Below are 15,959 nucleotides of genomic sequence, written 5' to 3'. Positions count from 1 at the left end.
CTTCTGTGGACGCGGGCTGCGCTGCATCCGATAAGATAACCGGCACCAAGGTCGTGGTCGCCTGTTTTGCTGGTTCGTCCGATTGGCAAAGCTCCTTGCGCCAGCGGAACAACTGACTGACATGGATACCGGCCGCGCGGGCAATCTCGGAGATAACCGCGTCCGGCTCAAAGCAGGCCGCGACGAGCCGCGCCTTGTCCTCATGTGTCCAGCGCCGACGGCGCTCTACAGATGTGATCACCTCGATGGGATGCTTCGTCATATGACTACTCCTAGCGTTACCACTAGGACTGCCAGTCAGAAGACCGTCATCGCAAGGCGGCCCTCACCGGGGGCTTACGCTGCTTCGTTGCCGAGCTGCGGATGAAATCGCGCAAAGATATAATCAAGTGCTTCGCGAGCTCGCATCCGGCAAATTTTCATCCTGGCCGTGAAAACATAATCTCTTAGGTTGCGCCCTATTCGCCCAGAGGTTTATCATCCCTCACGCATATACCTTCCGCCAGCACGTCGACGGACATTTGCGGATCAATCTCACGTGACCTTAGTAGAGAAATGAAATGAGGCATCACGCGCAGGGCCGGACATATCGCTATGTCAAACAGTATGTTACACGTAACGTGCTATCGGATATCGTGCCGCTCAACGTCCGCGCAATATCCGATCGACTTGATGTCAGTCAGGTCCCCGTGCGAGAGGCGCTGTTTCGCATCTCGCATGAAGGTTTAATCGACTTCGTTTCGGGAGAAGGATTCTTCGCCCGAAGCTTGTCTCGGATCGACCTCGCCCAAGCCTGCGCGATCAGTCGCGGGATCGCGATCTTTGGCCTGCAGAGCCCAGACCCATGTCTTCGTCCAAAACCTGCCGGGATTGTCTCTGCTGCAAACCGGTGCCGGGACAAACTATCAACATGCGCGGATCATTCTCGGGCATTCTGGTGGGTGGAGGCGGTTCTACGCCGATTGATCCGTCGGTGCTATCATCGAGAGGCGCGATGGCATCTGATCCGGATTTTGGACCGCACGCTGGCCTTTCGTCGCACCGTCTCTCGCGATCACCAGGCCGCTTACAACGTCGCGGCTAGTTTGGCAAAAATCGCATCCGAGATTGCGGAAGGCGATTTCCCCAGGGCCTTAGCCAGCATCGAGACGCTGCACATAAATGAAGAAGCGCGGCTGCTTTGCTCCTATTCCGCCTATAATGAAGCTCTCACACGCGTGAGGCGTGCGCAGAACGGCGTCTACATCTCAGTCTAGAACGTCCGGCTTTAGTCCATTTCCTGAAAACGCTTTGCAAGGTCCGGCAACCGTTTGGCGTAGCGCTAAAATCGCGGGTCGGGCCGCGTCAATACATTTACTTTCGCCAATTGAACTTGCGCGTCTGCAGGGCCGAGAACGACCCGTGCACCTTTCTTCTAACTGACAGGGTTCTCGGACTCCGCCCGACGTAGCGCGCGAGTTCGCTTGCTGACGCTGCACGCGGCGCTGATCATCAGCAAGGCATCCGTCAAATACGCGATCCACTTTCAAGGCGCTCGGGATCGCTTGCGAAGGCGCCATCGAACGTCTCAGCACTAGTATCCATTTTTCATCCCCTCTGTGCTAAGCGAGATCTCGAACGGCGAGCGCAGGGCTGTTGGGGAGAAGCCGCCATCGTTGCAGGTGATCCCATGTTTTGGGATCAAGAACGCGAAGTCGACATCGTGAAGAATTCGCGAGATGTCCGATGGCAAAAGATAGAGCGTCGTATGGCTTCGATTCATCAGCCATTATTCAGCTTTGCAGACATGTTCTTTAACTCAGGTCTTATATGTCCAGGCTGTTCCTCGCGTGATTTTGGGCCTCTGCAATCAAAATCTGCTCTTCGATTTCAGAAGCAAGTCGCGGCAATCGGTACATTTTGTCACCCATCAGCTTTTCAAGTGCGATCAGGACTGCGTTGCGATCTCGTGTGACGAGCGCCGAAAACAGCGCATCTATTTGCGGGTCCAAGACACTCATGTAAGAGGGGTCGAGCAGGTCGCGCGTTCTCGCGTAATTTGTCCTGTTGAGGAAATATCGAGCGACCGAAACAGCCGTATGGCTGCCGCTTAACCCTGCGATCCGCTCGAACAGCGCCTCCTTAAAAATCATGTACTGCTTGGCAAGTTCCTCTTTGTGCGCCTGAGGAAGATCGTCTGCCAAATCGAGAGAATTCGGACGGACCGGAAGACCCGTGAACTCGAACGGCCTGGTCGATAGCTGTACCGCATGCCGCAGGAGCGCGAAAATCATATCATAGGCCTCAATGAGGTCCGGAGCGGAGAACGAACGCGCAAAATAGCCACGTGAGGGGACGTGATGCACGAGAGCTTCACCCGTCAAACGATTGATCGCATCGCGCACGGGGATGGGGCTGATTTTGAAATCCTCAGCTAGACGCCGTACATCCAGACGTTGTCCCGGCAGAATATCATGAGCGACAATTCGATCGCGCAGTCTTCGGTAGATTGAATCGCCTGAGGTTGCCTTGCTCGCCTCACTACCTGGTTTCCCTTCGATGGAATCCATTCCCTTCCCGCTCCCTGTGGCAATCCTTCATGACGAATAGAAATGGAATCGTACCGCCTCATACAGCCATGTCGGAGGCATGACGATTGCAGTCGAGTTGAGCGCGAAGATTATAATGCGCGATATATTCGCGTTATAATGGCTGATATACCGTGATTATAACAGCCGCTATATCGATCATTATAATGATGCTGCACAACGAGTTACCTTGCATCTAAGTGAGCGCCACGAAGCTAGAGATCGGACGGAGGTGGTTGCTCAATGATCAGCAACACATTGGTTTCGCTTGAAGTTTATTATTGACTGAAAACTGATTGATACTATCGTGGCGATTTATGAAGGAGGTGTGACAATGAACCACATGCTACCCCATAGATCCGCAAGTGTTGCTTCAGTAGCCCCCAACACACGAGAGACTTTATCGAATTTAATTCAGTCGAACGAACTGACATATCTCATGGAAGCTCATGATGGCCTCTCGGCAGCGATAGCGGCTAGAGCCGGCTTTCGAGGGCTCTGGGCGTCGGGTCTCTCGATTTCCTCGAGCCTCGGCTACCGCGACGCCAATGAAGCGTCCTGGACCCAGGTGGTCGATGTCGTCGAGCGCATGGCCGACGCCAGCAGCCTGCCCATCCTTGTCGATGGAGATTCCGGTTTCGGCAATTTCAACAATGCCCGGTTGCTGGCAGCCAAGCTTCAGCAGCGAGGCGCGTCGGGCGTCTGCCTGGAGGATAAGGGCTTTCCGAAGATGAACTCCTTCGTCGGAAATCGCCACCCGCTTGCCGACAGCGACGAGTTTTCAGGCCGGCTCAAGGCGGTCAAAGACACCGTGCCAGATATGGTTCTGGTTGCCCGCATCGAGGCGCTGATCGCTGGATACGGCCTCGATGAGGCTCTCGTGCGCGCAGACGCTTATGCCGAGGCCGGTGCCGACGCAATCCTCATCCACTCGCGCAAGAGCGATGCCGGTGAGATCCTCGATTTTGCGCGTCAGTGGGCTGACAAGCTGCCGATCGTGATCGTTCCGACTAAGTACTACCAGACCCCAGTCTCGGCCTATCGCGAGGCGAAGATCTCGACGGTCATTTGGGCCAATCACAATATGCGCGCGGCGATCTCGGCAATGCGTGCCACATGTGGCCGGATCCTGGCTGAGGAAAGCATCGCTGGCGTCGAGCCGGAGGTTGCCACCCTCGAAGAGGTTTTTGGCCTTTTGAACTACGACGAGCTGTCGGCCGCAGAAGATCGGTATCTTCCCAAACGCGCGTGAGGCCAAGCGCAGGCAGGCGCTGAAGGGACCCGCAGAAACACATCGTAAACAATCTGACCAGGGAGGCGCACATGCTGGCGCAACGGACAGGCATGTTCAAATCGTCGGGCACGGCCGCGGCGCGAGCTGCCGTCAAGGCTGCAGCCGATGCAGGTAAGGAGATCATCGATCTGACCGCCGGCGAAATTTGGAGCGATCTCGCCCCCACGATCCGCGACGGCGCCGTAGAGGCGATCCGCAAAGGCGTCAACCGTTATACCGATACGGTCGGCCTGGCTGAATTGCGCGAGGCGCTCGCACGTAAAGTCTCGCGCGAAACTGGGGAGGTTTGGCAAACTGATGAGATTGCCGTGACCAGCGGTGCCAAGCAGGCGCTGTTCGACGCCTCCATGGTGCTGATAAACCCCGGTGACCAAGTGATCATTCCGGCACCCTACTGGACCACGTTTCCCGCTCAGGTGCAGTTCGCCGGCGGAACGCCGGTGCATATCGACACGCGGGCGAACAGCTACGTGCCCAGCATCGCGGATATCGAGCGGGCAGTGACATCGCTCACTTGCGCCATCGTCATCAACACGCCGAACAATCCAACGGGCGCCGTCTATGATGCCGACACATTGCGGGGGATCGCCCGGCTGGCGATCGAGCGAAACTTCTGGATCATCTTCGACGAATGCTATGCAGATTTCACCTATGACGGTCAGGCGCACCATCCAATCGTTTCGCTGGTGCCGGAGGTCCGCTCGCGGACCATCATCATCAACGCCTTCTCGAAATCATTGGCGCTGACCGGATGGCGTATCGGTTACATGGCCGCGCCGAAGGACGTCATCTCAGCAGTCAAGGCGCTGCAGAGCCACACGACTTCAAACCCGAACGTCATTGCCCAGCATGCCGTTCTGCGCCACCTGAAAGAGGGGGACGGCGCCTATGAGGCGCAGCTGCGCCGCCAGCTGGTCACTGCGCGCCAGGTCGGGCTCTCCGCTCTTTCCGGCCTGCACACCGTAGCTAAGCCCAAGGCCGATGGCGGGTTCTACTTCTACCTCGATCTGGCCGATATTCTGCCGGCAGGCTCAGGCAAGACGGCCGACGACATCGTCAATCTTCTGCTCGCTGAAGCTGGCGTCGCCGGCGTCTCCGGCACTGCCTTTGGCGATCCGACCGGTCTTCGCCTTTCTTATGGCATTCCGCCCGCCCTCCTCGAGGCGGGCCTGGGGCGCCTCGTCCAATGCCTGAACAATCAACCAAGGATTTAAGCCATCGAACCCTGAGAAAGGTGAACTGTCATGTCCGCATTGCCTGCCCCAAAGAAGGCCGTCATCCTTGCTGCCGGTTTTGGTTCGCGTCTGCGCCCGCTGACGGATCTGCGCCCCAAGCCGCTCGTCGAGGTCGGCGGCACGCCGATCCTTTTCAATGCTCTGCGCAATCTCCAAGCTGTTGGCGTCGAGGACGTCACGATCGTCGTCGGCTACCGCAAGGACGCGATCCAATATGCTTGCGGCAGGCGCTTTGGGAAGCTCGACATTACCTATGTGGAGTCCAGCGTCTACGACAAGACGGGCAGCGCCTATTCGCTGTGGCTGGCGCGTGAGGCGCTGTTGAAGGGCGACACCTATCTCCTTGAGGGCGACGTCTTTTTCGAACTCGACGCGTTACGCTATCTAACGCTCGGTGATGCGGCCAATGTCGCCGCGGTTGCACCCTTCGATGCATCCATGGAAGGTTCCGCCGTCGTGCTCGCCGACAATGGTTACATCGTTGAGTTCCGCATGAAGCAGACCGTCGCCAATCTGGATGATGGCGCGCCGCAGCTTTTCAAGACAATGAACCTGATCCGGCTCTCAAGCGCGGACTTGCGCTCCAAGATCGTACCTTACCTCGACGACTTGATCAGCGCGGGCGCGGTAACCGCCTATACCGAAGAACTCTTCGCCAATCTCATTGCCCATCGCGGCCTGCGCCTTGCCGCGGCGCGCTGTGACGCGCTCAAATGGTACGAGATCGACAGCCAGGAGGATCTGCGGCTGGCTGAGGCGATTTTCCAGACCGCTCGCGAAATCGCCTGCTGAAGATCGATCCCGGAGAACCCTGAACATGTTGCGCTATCTCGTTGATCCGGCCAATGCCATTACCACGGCAGGGCTGCTGTTCTCCTCAATCGCGCTTTATCTGGCGCTTGCGGGACGCCTTGATCTGTCTGTCGCGGCGGCCTTGTGGGCCGTTCTGGCGGATCACCTTGATGGTGTCGTAGCAGGGCGCACGCGCAATCGATCGGCTGACACGGCGAAGATGGGCAAGAGCCTCGACGGGTTCGGCGACATTATCTACGGCGCGCTCTTGCCCGCGATCATTCTGGTCCAGGTCAACGCTGCATCGCCTCTCTCGTTCGTCATCGCCACCGCGCTTGTCCTCGCCGGCACGATCAGGCTGAGCTATTTCGCCAATTTCGGCAAATCCGAAGACGGTCGCTTCCTCGGCGTGCCTCTGTCCTACGACATCCCGCTTCTTGCGGCTTTGTTCCTGGCACGACCCCTCTTCGAACCAGCGACCTTCCTGCTGATCGCCGATGTCGGCTTCCTGGCTCTGGCCATCGCTCATATCGCCTCGATCCGGGTGCCGTCCCCAAACCGCCTCATGTATTTGGCGATTACGCTCTTTGCCCTATCCGCATCGATCGCTCTCGCGCAGAGAGGATGTCTGTAATGTTACAATTTCAAAATGTTGCAACGACGATCGATCTTTCGCGTGCTCTTCCGCCGGTTCCTGCGGAGCTTGAGACAGCATTGTCCCTAACATTGAAAGCCATGGCCGGGTCGAACGCCGTGTCGTCTTCTATTCGCCAGAACCGGTTTTCGGGCCATGCCATCGATCGGCATCATGCGGCCCAATGGCTCAAGAGACGTCTCACTCAGGCGCCGAACAAGGATCGGGTCATCGTCAGCAATGGCACGCAGAGTCTGCTAGGATTGTTGTTTTATGAACGGATCGGTCGAGGAGAAGTCCTGCTGGCCGAAACCTTGACCTACCCTGTTTTATGCTCTTTGGCGCGGCGGTTTGATATTCGCGTGGAACCGGTCGCAATCGATACCGAGGGTCTTGTTCCGGAAGCCCTGGAGGAAGCATGTCGCCGCTTCCGACCGAAAGGACTTTTCTGCAACCCGACTGTCCATAATCCGACCACAGCAATAATGGGGTCAAGACGCAGGCAGGATATCGTCGAGGTCGCCAGACGCTTTGATCTTGTCGTGATCGAAGACGACGTCCTTGGGGCTCTTCATGTGGCAGCCCCACCACCCCTGGCAAGCTTCGCTCCGGACATCGTCTGGTATATACAAAGCCTGTCGAAGTGCATCTCGCTCGGCTTGAAAATCGCTTATCTGGCAGCGCCATCGCAGGAGGCGGCCACGGCGCTCGTTCAATCTGCGGCAAGCCATTCCTTCTGGTTTCCATCGGCGCTTGCGGCCGATGTCGCCACGAGACTGATCAGCGAAGGCCGGGCCGACGCTATTGCAGATGCGATCATGGAGCAGATTCGCAACCGCCAAAGGCTCGCGCAACGCGTCTTGCACGATGTCGTGTTCCTGTCTCAACCAGGTGGTCTGCACATCTGGCTTCCACTTCCATCTCGCTGGTCTGCGCCCGATTTTACCGCTGCCGCCAAGGCTCAAGGAATACTGGTCCGAGAAGCCGGAATGTTCGCAGTCGACAAAGATGGCGACACGCCCGCGGCCGTACGAATAGCCCTGACGACACCCGACACGGATCAGCAACTCGAGGTCGGGTTGGCCTCTCTGAGAAAACTCGCATCGTGATGACGAACGACGGTCAACGAGCAAGCGTCAGATCGTGTCAGCACTGGCGTCGTGAAGGCGGGCGTCACGTCGGTTTGTGTTACGCCGCTGCAGGCGGTGCAATCGCAAGTCTCTTCGGCATTGCAGCACCATGGCTTATCGGCGGAATTTGCCTCACGACCTTTGTAGCCTTGATGCGACCTTTTGCGGGGCCGCCGAGGCTGCTTATCAGGGCGTCTTCTGTCGCGCTCGGGATGTCGATCGGATCGCGCGTCGGTGTCAGCGACCTTCGTCTCATCGCAACCTGGCCTTTAAGCCTCGCCGGAATGACCGTCACTGTTGCAGCGATGTTTGCCGGTTCCTATTACGCATTGCGGCGAATTTTCCATTGGGATCTGCCCACGGCATTCTGGGCATCGTCACCCGGTGCCCTTGGAATAGTGCTTGCAATGTCGTCTCAAGCCGGGGCAGACGTTACAAAAGTGACCATCGTCCAGTTGCTGCGCGTTCTTGCAGTCATGATCGCTTTGCCAAGCATCGTTGGTCCCACCAAGGCTGCGACAATCCTTCCGTCCTCACGTTTGCTCGGGATCGGTCTGTTGGTCTTTCTGTTCTCCCTGGCAGGCGGGCTTGCGCTTCGACGACTGCGATGGATCAAAGAGCCAACAGCGATGCTTTTCAGCGGCATCATCGTCAGTTGCATCGTTCACACGCATTTCTCCTTGGATGGAAACTGGGGGGACGCCCTGATCGCTCCAGCCTGCATTGTCATATCGTCAAACGTCGGGTCGCGGTTTTCAGGTATGGGATGGCGCGACCTTGTGCAGTTGATCCTTCCGTCAACCCTGTCTCTCTTCGTCGCGACAGCGATTGCCACGGCGGGGAGCCTTGCCTTGACCCTCGTCAGCGGCCTGCACTGGAGCCAGGTGCTTATGGCTTTTGCGCCTGGTGGTCTTGATGCCCTGATTGCGGCGGCCATCCTCCTGGGGATGGATTCGCTTTATGTCGCCACGCATCAAGTCCTGCGTCTGATCCTGCTCAGCGTCGCCCTGCCGGTTGCAGCAGATTTCTTCGAGCGCCGCGTGCGGGCCGAAAAATCGGCACGCGCCACCTCGGGCGTTAGCCTTACATAGACGCCTGGCATTCTTTCGCAATGGCGCCCAGACCTCGCACGACATCCTGTCGATCAAGAGGACTGCTCAAGGAAATGCGCACAGCGTTGACCTGACGACGATGAGGCTCTACGGCAAAAGCATCGGATTGGCGAATAAAGACGTTGTTTTGAGCCAATTTCTGGACGAGCTCTCGCCGGTCGAGCTTTTGGGGAAGCATGAGCCAGCCATGAAGGGCGCCCTCCCGAAGTGTCAGGTCCAGACCTACCAAAATATCCGAAGCCATCTTCTGTCGAATTTTGGCCTCTTCGGAAATGGCCGTCCGGATCTGGTCGGCAGAACCGGACTCGATCCAGTCCCGCAGCACTGCTGCAGACAGAGCCGACGGAAACCAATAGGATAACCGGCCCACGGCAGAAGCAATCTCTTGTATCTCGCGTTCGGACGGACCGACGAGATAGGCTATGCGAAAACCATGAGCCAGGCCTTTGGTGACACCGGCGACATACCAAGTGATGTCCGGTGCCATCGCCGCGATCGGAGCCGGCGCCTCGGGATGAAGGCAGCCAAGTGGTTCGTCTTCGATGATCGCGACACCGTAATGTCTTGCAATGTCGACAATTGCCTGTCTGTGATCCTCCGGCATGATGGATGCCGTGGGATTGTGAACTGTCGGGTTGCAGTAGAGGGCTTTCGGGCGATGACGCCTACATACGGCCTCGAAGGACGACGGATCTATTCCGTGATCATCCAGCTCGACCCCGCAAACCCGGATATGCGCGCGTGCGGCCAACTGCGACAATACCCCATAGGAGAGCGCTTCTGCCGCAAGCAGCCCTCCTTGGCCCACGAGTGCCTCGAACAACAGGAGCAGCGCCGCCTGCGTGCCGTTACACACCAGCACGCGTTCGTCCAACATGTCCAACGGCAAACGCGACCTGAGCCAAAGTCTGGCAGCGCTTCGATCTCCTGCCGTGCCGCCTGCCGTGCTGTTGCGCAAAAGCAGCCCGATATCGCGCCGGCAGGCAAGTCTTTCCAGAGATTCCTGAAGCATGGGCGTAAACAGCGACGGCTGTGGCGGTATGGAGCGGGAAAGATCGATCGCCTGCCAGGATGCCAGCGATTCCGGCGTTGCATTCGCATGCGAGAGGACAGCGTCCATACCTTTACCCTTCCTTGCAGTGTTCCTGAAGCACGGCCGTTTCTTCGGCCCTATCGCGGCAAAAGCGCCTCGACATCCGATTTCATTGCGGTGAGGGCGTCATCGGGAGACCGTTTGAGGGTCAACACGGCGCGAAGATAATTTTTGATCACCTCTGTGATCTTGACCGAATTTTCGCCGGGGAATGCGTACCATTCCGTCAATCGTCCCATTTCGGCGATAGCGGCTTTCTGGTTCGGTCTTTGTTGGGTCTGCTCGCCGAGACGTGCAGGATCGGTCAATGCGGTCTGGTTGACCGCCAGAAGACCGGTCATTTTTCCAATGATCGTCTGCGCGTCTGCGCTGACGGCATATGTCAAAAATTCAAGGGCTGCAGCCTTTTTGGCCGGATCTTTGGCGGTGATCACGAGAACGGTTCCCGCCGCAGGAACACGCGCAACATCCTCTTCCAAAGGCAATGGACTTGCTCTCAGCGCAAATTTGCCGGCGGACTGCTTTTCCAGGCTTGGCAATGCCCCGCTTGAGGTGACGAGAATCCCTATAGTCCCTGCTGCAAAAGCTTGGCGAGCCTGATCGCGGCTCATATCCGCCTTCGCCTGACCTGCTCTACCAAACGCTTCCAAGACCTTGAAAGCCTGACGTCCTTCAGCACTGTCGAAAGCGACGCTTCGCCCGTCTAGGCTCATCATCGAGCCTCCGAGGGTTGAGACGACGGCTTTGTAAGTCCAATTTCCCGTATTGTCATATTCCATGAACCCGCCAAGCTTGCCGTCCAGCTTGGCGACATTATTCATGAGAGAAATGATGCCCTCCCAGCTTTGCGGAAAATCGTCGACATTGCCTCCCGCTTTTGCGACCAGATCGGCGTTGTAAGCAATGATCGGAACCGACACGCCTAAAGGCAGCGCGTATAATCTGCCGTCGACAGTTCCGACCTCTGTTGCGCCAGCCACGAGCCCCAGTTTCGAAACCGTGTCCGCAGAGCCGCCGACTGTCGCCAAATCCACCGCAACCTTGTGATCGATCAAAGGCCGAAGGACATTGGGGCTGATGAAGAGAATGTCTGGCAGTTGCCCTGTGATGGCCGAGCGCAACGTGTTTTGCAGCAACTCCTCGTCTTCACGGACCGGCGGAGCAAGGAGAACCTTTATGTCCGGATGACTGGCTTCGAATGCTTTCACAAGGCTCTCATAGGCACCCCGATAAATCGACGGAGCGGCGGAAATCTGAAGCGCTTGGTCCTGCGCATTCGATGCGCTGGCAAAGATCATGGCGGCGGCGATCGAGACGATCGTTTTGTGAAAACTTTTCATCACTGTTTTCCCTGGACCATATTATTTGACCGCGCCGCCGGTCATCCCCTCGACGAACCATGTCTGGGCGGCGAGGAAAGCAATGACGAGAGGCGCGACGACGATGGTAGCGGCGGCCATGAGGGGGCCGTAGTCGTTGCCGGCCTCCTCGTTCCTGAAGGCCATGATGCCGAGCGGGGGCGGCATCAATGCTTGGTCGCGCACGGCGATCAGCGGCCAGAACAGGCTGTTCCAATGGGAGACAACCGAGAAGATCGCGAAGGCAATGATGGCCGGAACCGCCATGGGCAACATGACCTTCCAGACGATGGCGAGTTCATTCAGACCGTCCAGGCGGGCGGCATGGACGACGTCGTCGGGAATGGTCTTGAAGAACTGGCGGAAGAGAAAGATACCGAAGGGCGAAACGACATAGGGGAAAATGAGAGCGGCATAGGTGTTGAGAATGCCGAGTTTGTAGCCGAGCACGAAGAGCGGCAGAGCGAGAACTTCGTGAGGCAGAATTAGTGCGACAAGTACCATCCCAAACAGCAGGCCGCGCCCGGGGAAATCAAGCTTTGCTAACGCGTATGCGGCGGGTGCGCACACCAAAATCTGCAGCAACACGATCAACGTGCAGACGATGACACCGTTCAACATATAACGCGGCAAAGGTGCCTCGGTCATCGCTTTCGCGTAGTTTTCGAAGCCGTAGAATTGGTGAGGCCAGAACGAGAAGCCGGTGCGAAAGATCTCGCCCGGGGGCTTGATCGAAAGCGAAACCATCCAGACGAAGGGAATGAGGACCAGCGCGGCGGTTGCCAGCAGAACGGCATGCCGCAGGAGCCCAGGGGCTGATAGTCGAGTGGTGGACGATGCAGCGCTCATTGGTAGTGGACCTTTCTGTCCATGAGGCGCGCCTGGACCAGGGTCAAGGCGACGACGATGGCAAGGAAGACGACGGCCACAGCCGAACCATAGCCGGTGCGCAGATATTGGAAGCTCTCGCGGTAGAGGGTGTAGAGCAGCATCTCGGAGGCGTGCTCTGGTCCGCCTTGAGTCAGCACCTGAACGGTGTCGAAGGTCTCAAAGGCCTTCAGTGCCACGACGATGGACACGAACATCGTGACCGGGCCAAGTATCGGCAGGGTCACCGTGCGAAGGCGATCGAGCCAGGCATCGGCGCCATCGACGTCGGCCGCATCATAGAGATCCTGTGGGATCGCCTTGAGGCCGGCAAGGAACAGAACCATCGCATAGCCGAGGTTCTGCCAGATCCCGATGACGGCAAGCACCGGCAGCACGGTGTGTTCGTCGCGCAGCCAGTTGGCCGTCGGCAGCCCGAAACCGGCGAGCGTCTGGTTGACGAGCCCGATCGTGGGGTGCAGGAGCGCCTCCCAGGCGATCGCCATGGCCGTCAAGGTCGCCATAAAGGGAAGAAAGTGAAGGGCGCGATAGAAGGCGCGGCAGGACTTGCCGCTCTCGATCAGCAGCGCGATTCCGAGCCCGAGCAAGATGGTGCCGGGCACGACGATCAGGACGTAAAGGATTGTATTGAGGAAGGATGCGTGGAAGCCTTGGTCGGCGAAGACCTCTCGGAAATTGGCGAGGCCAACGAAAGAGAGGGAACTCGCGCCGAACTGCCAGTCCGTGAGCGCGATCACGAAGACAGTGAGGACGGGTAGAAAGAACAGCGCCATAAGCAGAATGAGGGCGGGACCTGCCAGCGACCAAGCGGTGGCGATGTCAGCATGGCGGTGTCCACGCACAGCATGCTCCACAGTCGCATCGGGGGGTCGCGTGGACGTCGCTCGCCGTCGGCGCAGATGGTCTGGAACAGACAGGATCCCGGCCATCATGCCATCTCCCGCAACCGCGCGACCGATGCTCCCCTGCCCTCACGCGTCGTGCGAATTCGCCGGCCCGCTTCGTCGAAAAGGAGCACGCGATCGAGATCGGCTGCGAGATGCAGGGTCTGGCCGATCGTGACATGCGGCGCCCGCTCGGCGAGCAGCCGGGCAATCAAAGGTTCGCCCTGTCCCCGAACATCGAGATGGACGAAGAGGTCGGATCCCATGTGTTCAACGAGGCGGACGGTGCCCGCAAAACTGCCGGCGCCGGCATGATGTGTCAGGTGGAAGGCTTCCGGCCGGATGCCGACGGCAACCAACGTGCCGACGGGCATATCGAGAACGGCAGACAGCGTCGTGCCGGCAGCATCGATGCGACCACGCTCGCGCACGGTGCCGGCGAGCATGTTGATCTTCGGCGACCCGATGAACTCGGCCACGCGGCGATCGTCCGGATCGGCATAGATCTCGTGCGGCGGCGCCACCTGCAGCAACTCCCCGTCCAGCATCACCGCGACGCGGTTGGAGAGCGTCATCGCCTCCGATTGGTCGTGCGTGACATAGACGAAGGTGACGCCGAGCCGGCTGTGCAGCTCCTTGATCTCGGCGCGCATCTGCACGCGCAGCTTCGCGTCGAGATTCGACAGCGGCTCGTCCATGAGGAAGACGGTCGGCTGACGCACCATGGCGCGCCCGAGCGCGACGCGCTGGCGCTGACCGCCCGAGAGCTGCCCTGGTTTACGATCGAGCAGAGGGCCGATGCTCAAGGCATCGGCGGTCCGCCTGACCTCCTCCTCGATCTGCCGCTTCGCGATCCGCGTCCCCGGAAGAAGACGGCCGACGAGAGGCAGCCGCTGCCAGGCATTCAGGCCCCGCATTCTCAAGGGCAGCGCCATGTTTTCGGCCACCGTCATATGCGGATAGAGCGCGTAGGATTGAAACACCATGGCCACGTCGCGTCGCTTCGGGCGGACGCCATCGACCGTGCGGCCGCCGATGGAGACCGTCCCGCTGGATTGCAGTTCGAGCCCGGCCAGGATGCGCAGCAAGGTCGACTTCCCGCAGCCAGAGGGGCCGAGCAAGGTCAGGAACTCACCATCCGCAATATCGAGCGAAATCTCTTTGAGGACTGAATTTTTGCCGAACGATTTGGTGATCGCACTCAGGCTGATGCTCATTGTTCGGCTGCCTCTAAATCATGGATGGACAGGGTGCGTGAAGGAAGGCGGTTCTGCCTTCGAGATAGGTCGTTGCCTTGACATGAACGCGCCCCATGAAGGCATTCGCCAAGTGTGTGGGTCGTCATGAGGCCTTCGCCGATTTCGAGATCACGGCAATGAAGAAGATCGGCATAGACCCGATCGATAGAGCGAGGCGGGACGGTCTGACGGTCGACAGACTTGTTACCGACCATGCCATGTTTATTCGGTCCAGCGCCGGTGACGAAGCTCAGAAAGGCGACGCGCGTTTCGTTCGGATAGATCGTGGGATGATGAGACAGTGTGGGCCCTAGAGACTTCAAGCGCATGAGATCGGGTGTGCAATCTGCTGAGATCAGGTCTGGCCGTAGCCCCGCAATGAAGAATTTTGTCACGCTCAAAGGCTCCTCGCGCGTCTCGCAATCGTTGGCGAAAGCTGTAGCGAGGGGAAGCAAACGACTTGTGACAGATATCGAAAAATGAGATGGTGTAGAATAATATGTGGATTAATCGCTGAAGAAATTTTTTGAAAGGGCGCGTGATGTCCCCCTCAGCATCCCCGGAAGAACCGGATGTCCCCCTCAACGCCATCCGCGCCGTCATATACATTGCGCGTGAAGGGAGCTTAACGCGGGCCGCCAAGGCGCTCAACACGACGCAGAGTTCGGTTAGTCGCTATCTTGCGATCCTTGAGGACTATCTCGGCGCGACGATCATGGAACGACGTGGACGACGCAACGAACTCACGGAGTTCGGAAGGCTGTTCGTCAACACGGTTTCCGAGCCGCTGGATACGATCTGCTACACGACCCAGAGGATGCGCCGGCGTTCGCAAAGCCAACCCAATCGGCTCGTCGTCAGAACCTCGCTGACGACCCTGGCCTACACGCTGCTGGTCCCTAACCTCCAGTCGTTCTCCTCAGACTATGGCGGCGTCATCGTGGATCTTGTCAGTTCGCTGGCGATGCCCACGTCTTCGGATAGCTTCGACGTCCTCCTGACGCGTGATCTATCGATTACCGAGCCATCCGACCATTGGGAAATCTACAATGAGCAACTCGTTTGCGTCGGAGCGTCCCACTACGTGGGGGGGAAGGAGCGGTCGGCAATCGGCTCTATGCCGATCATCACCATCACCTCGCGCCCGGATATTCTTCCGACTTGGTTGAGAGGCATGAGCCTGACTTCAAAGGACATCCAGTCAGGTGCACGCTACGATCATCACTATCTCGCTCTGCCCGCAGTGACCACGGGGAAGAGCCTGCTGGTCGCGCCTGAGATCGTCGTCAGCCAACTCGTGCGAGACGGCCTGCTGACGGTTATCCCGGAAACACGGGTCGCCAGCGGCATGCGCTACCTCGCCTTTGCTGTGGATCGCGGCAACAATTCCGAACTGTCCAGGGCCTTCTGCCGGTGGGCTATGCGCCTCTGCCGGAGCGCGACGCAAGGGTGATAACATCGCATAATTCGATGGCAAACCTCAGAATTGCGATGCAGCGATTTGGCATTAAGGCGCTGCCGCTCTAAAGGTTTTGAAGATCAGGGATCATTCAGCCTTGCGGATCTTTGGGAACTTTGGATTCGCAAAAGACGGACTTGTCCGGCCATCTTTCAAAGGATCGCGCCCGTGTCATTCATCACTAGCTGTGGAGCCTCAAGAGGTTGTCCCCGGTGAGACCGAGGCGACTGATAGGTGTTTGCGCTTTTAGGCTGCCATGTGGCCTGTGCCAATTG

16 protein-coding genes are annotated in these 15,959 nt (G+C 58.3%); 8 read left to right on the top strand and 8 right to left on the bottom strand.

Annotation, left to right across the window (positions count from 1 at the left end; translation table 11 throughout):
* The coding region (tnpA, locus tag BMX61_RS23720; RefSeq protein ID WP_139199002.1) for an IS66-like element accessory protein TnpA at positions 1–262 on the bottom strand (262 nt) is incomplete at its 3' end.
* 298 nt (positions 263–560) lie between these two features.
* Between tnpA and BMX61_RS23715 the strand changes: the two genes are divergently transcribed.
* Positions 561–1,256 (top strand): GntR family transcriptional regulator, encoded by a 696-nt coding sequence (locus BMX61_RS23715; RefSeq protein ID WP_075625375.1) that lies wholly within the window; start codon positions 561–563, stop codon positions 1,254–1,256.
* A 549-nt stretch (positions 1,257–1,805) separates the two neighbouring features.
* Here the strand turns inward: BMX61_RS23715 and BMX61_RS23705 are convergent.
* Entirely contained in the window at positions 1,806–2,549 is a 744-nt protein-coding gene (locus tag BMX61_RS23705) for a GntR family transcriptional regulator (RefSeq protein WP_075625373.1), read from the bottom strand.
* Between the two features lie 361 nt (positions 2,550–2,910).
* On the opposite strand from BMX61_RS23705, the gene aepX reads away from it, so the two are divergent.
* The 6 genes from aepX (at position 2,911) to BMX61_RS23675 (ending at position 8,743) form a co-directional block, all read left to right on the top strand.
* Entirely contained in the window at positions 2,911–3,819 is a 909-nt protein-coding gene (gene aepX, locus BMX61_RS23700; RefSeq protein ID WP_075625378.1) for a phosphoenolpyruvate mutase, read from the top strand.
* Positions 3,820–3,890: 71 nt separating this feature from the next.
* A complete protein-coding gene (locus BMX61_RS23695; RefSeq protein ID WP_075625372.1) occupies positions 3,891–5,075 on the top strand; it encodes an aminotransferase class I/II-fold pyridoxal phosphate-dependent enzyme in 1,185 nt (394 codons plus the stop codon).
* A gap of 30 nt (positions 5,076–5,105) precedes the next feature.
* Positions 5,106–5,888 (top strand): phosphocholine cytidylyltransferase family protein, encoded by a 783-nt coding sequence (locus BMX61_RS23690; protein WP_170855013.1) that lies wholly within the window; start codon positions 5,106–5,108, stop codon positions 5,886–5,888.
* A 25-nt stretch (positions 5,889–5,913) separates the two neighbouring features.
* Positions 5,914–6,522: a CDP-alcohol phosphatidyltransferase family protein gene (locus BMX61_RS23685; protein WP_075625371.1), complete on the top strand. Its 609-nt coding sequence runs from the start codon at positions 5,914–5,916 to the stop codon at positions 6,520–6,522.
* The gene (locus tag BMX61_RS23680; protein WP_075625370.1) at positions 6,522–7,631 is read left to right on the top strand and encodes an aminotransferase-like domain-containing protein; all 1,110 of its coding nucleotides are present in this window, start codon (positions 6,522–6,524) and stop codon (positions 7,629–7,631) included. Before BMX61_RS23685 ends, BMX61_RS23680 begins: the two co-directional genes overlap by 1 nt.
* Positions 7,631–8,743, top strand: coding sequence for an AbrB family transcriptional regulator (locus tag BMX61_RS23675; protein ID WP_083639171.1), 1,113 nt, complete (start codon positions 7,631–7,633; stop codon positions 8,741–8,743). Before BMX61_RS23680 ends, BMX61_RS23675 begins: the two co-directional genes overlap by 1 nt.
* Here the strand turns inward: BMX61_RS23675 and BMX61_RS23670 are convergent.
* From BMX61_RS23670 to BMX61_RS23645, 6 genes are all read right to left on the bottom strand, one after another.
* The gene (locus BMX61_RS23670; RefSeq protein WP_075625368.1) at positions 8,736–9,884 is read right to left on the bottom strand and encodes an aminotransferase-like domain-containing protein; all 1,149 of its coding nucleotides are present in this window, start codon (positions 9,882–9,884) and stop codon (positions 8,736–8,738) included. The genes BMX61_RS23675 and BMX61_RS23670 overlap by 8 nt on opposite strands.
* A 50-nt stretch (positions 9,885–9,934) precedes the next feature.
* Positions 9,935–11,197: an extracellular solute-binding protein gene (locus tag BMX61_RS23665; RefSeq protein ID WP_075625367.1), complete on the bottom strand. Its 1,263-nt coding sequence runs from the start codon at positions 11,195–11,197 to the stop codon at positions 9,935–9,937.
* Positions 11,198–11,218: 21 nt separating this feature from the next.
* A complete protein-coding gene (locus BMX61_RS23660; RefSeq protein ID WP_075625366.1) occupies positions 11,219–12,064 on the bottom strand; it encodes a carbohydrate ABC transporter permease in 846 nt (281 codons plus the stop codon).
* Entirely contained in the window at positions 12,061–12,876 is an 816-nt protein-coding gene (locus tag BMX61_RS23655; RefSeq protein WP_407703827.1) for a carbohydrate ABC transporter permease, read from the bottom strand. The genes BMX61_RS23660 and BMX61_RS23655 overlap by 4 nt, the downstream gene beginning before the upstream one ends.
* A gap of 155 nt (positions 12,877–13,031) precedes the next feature.
* Positions 13,032–14,204: an ABC transporter ATP-binding protein gene (locus BMX61_RS23650; protein WP_075625365.1), complete on the bottom strand. Its 1,173-nt coding sequence runs from the start codon at positions 14,202–14,204 to the stop codon at positions 13,032–13,034.
* Positions 14,201–14,620 (bottom strand): alkaline phosphatase family protein, encoded by a 420-nt coding sequence (locus BMX61_RS23645; protein ID WP_234794808.1) that lies wholly within the window; start codon positions 14,618–14,620, stop codon positions 14,201–14,203. The genes BMX61_RS23650 and BMX61_RS23645 overlap by 4 nt, the downstream gene beginning before the upstream one ends.
* Before the next feature lie 146 nt (positions 14,621–14,766).
* Here BMX61_RS23645 and BMX61_RS23640 point away from each other — a divergent pair, with 146 nt between their 5' ends.
* Positions 14,767–15,678: a LysR family transcriptional regulator gene (locus tag BMX61_RS23640; protein ID WP_075625363.1), complete on the top strand. Its 912-nt coding sequence runs from the start codon at positions 14,767–14,769 to the stop codon at positions 15,676–15,678.
* The last annotated feature ends 281 nt before the right edge of the window (positions 15,679–15,959 follow it).

The sequence above is a fragment of the Xaviernesmea oryzae genome (assembly GCF_900109605.1).
GTDB lineage: Bacteria > Pseudomonadota > Alphaproteobacteria > Rhizobiales > Rhizobiaceae > Xaviernesmea > Xaviernesmea oryzae.
This window is presented reverse-complemented; position numbering and strand designations above follow the sequence as displayed.